Source organism: Paenibacillus sp. MER 180 (assembly GCF_023713665.1).
GTDB lineage: Bacteria > Bacillota > Bacilli > Paenibacillales > Paenibacillaceae > Paenibacillus_B > Paenibacillus_B suaedae.
Window position 1 is genome coordinate 1 of the sequence record NZ_JAMAVT010000083.1, and the last position, 416, is coordinate 416.

1 rRNA gene is annotated in these 416 nt (G+C 43.8%); it reads right to left on the minus strand.

Features of this window, described 5'->3' with window-relative positions:
- A 23S ribosomal RNA gene (locus M3661_RS29940) occupies window positions 1–106 on the minus strand; the annotation flags it as partial.
- Window positions 107–416 lie beyond the last annotated feature (310 nt).

Genomic DNA, 416 nt, shown 5'->3' on the forward strand with positions numbered 1-416 from the left:
CGGATCAATGCTTGCTTACAGCTCCCCGAGGCATTTCGTTGTTCGCCACGTCCTTCATCGGCTCCTGGTGCCTAGGCATCCTCCGTGTGCTCTTACTAGCTTAACCTAGATAAGGTTGTTTAAAAGTTCCCTTTTGATCACGAAGGATCTCGGGATGTCACTCCGCATCGAATCTTGCATTCAGTTTCGAAATCCGGTGCTCATGTAGTCTAAACTACACTCCGCTCCTCTTTCTTCAACTTCAAGCAACCTTCTCGGTGCTGAAAAGTGACCTTTTAAACCTTTATTTTAAAAGGATGATTCTAAGACACTTCACTTTCGCGATTCAGTTTTCAAGGTACAAGTGAAAGAAACATAACTGTTCTTTCAAAACTGACAACGAGCAATCGTTTGGTTTGGAAGCTTTGCTTCCTTGT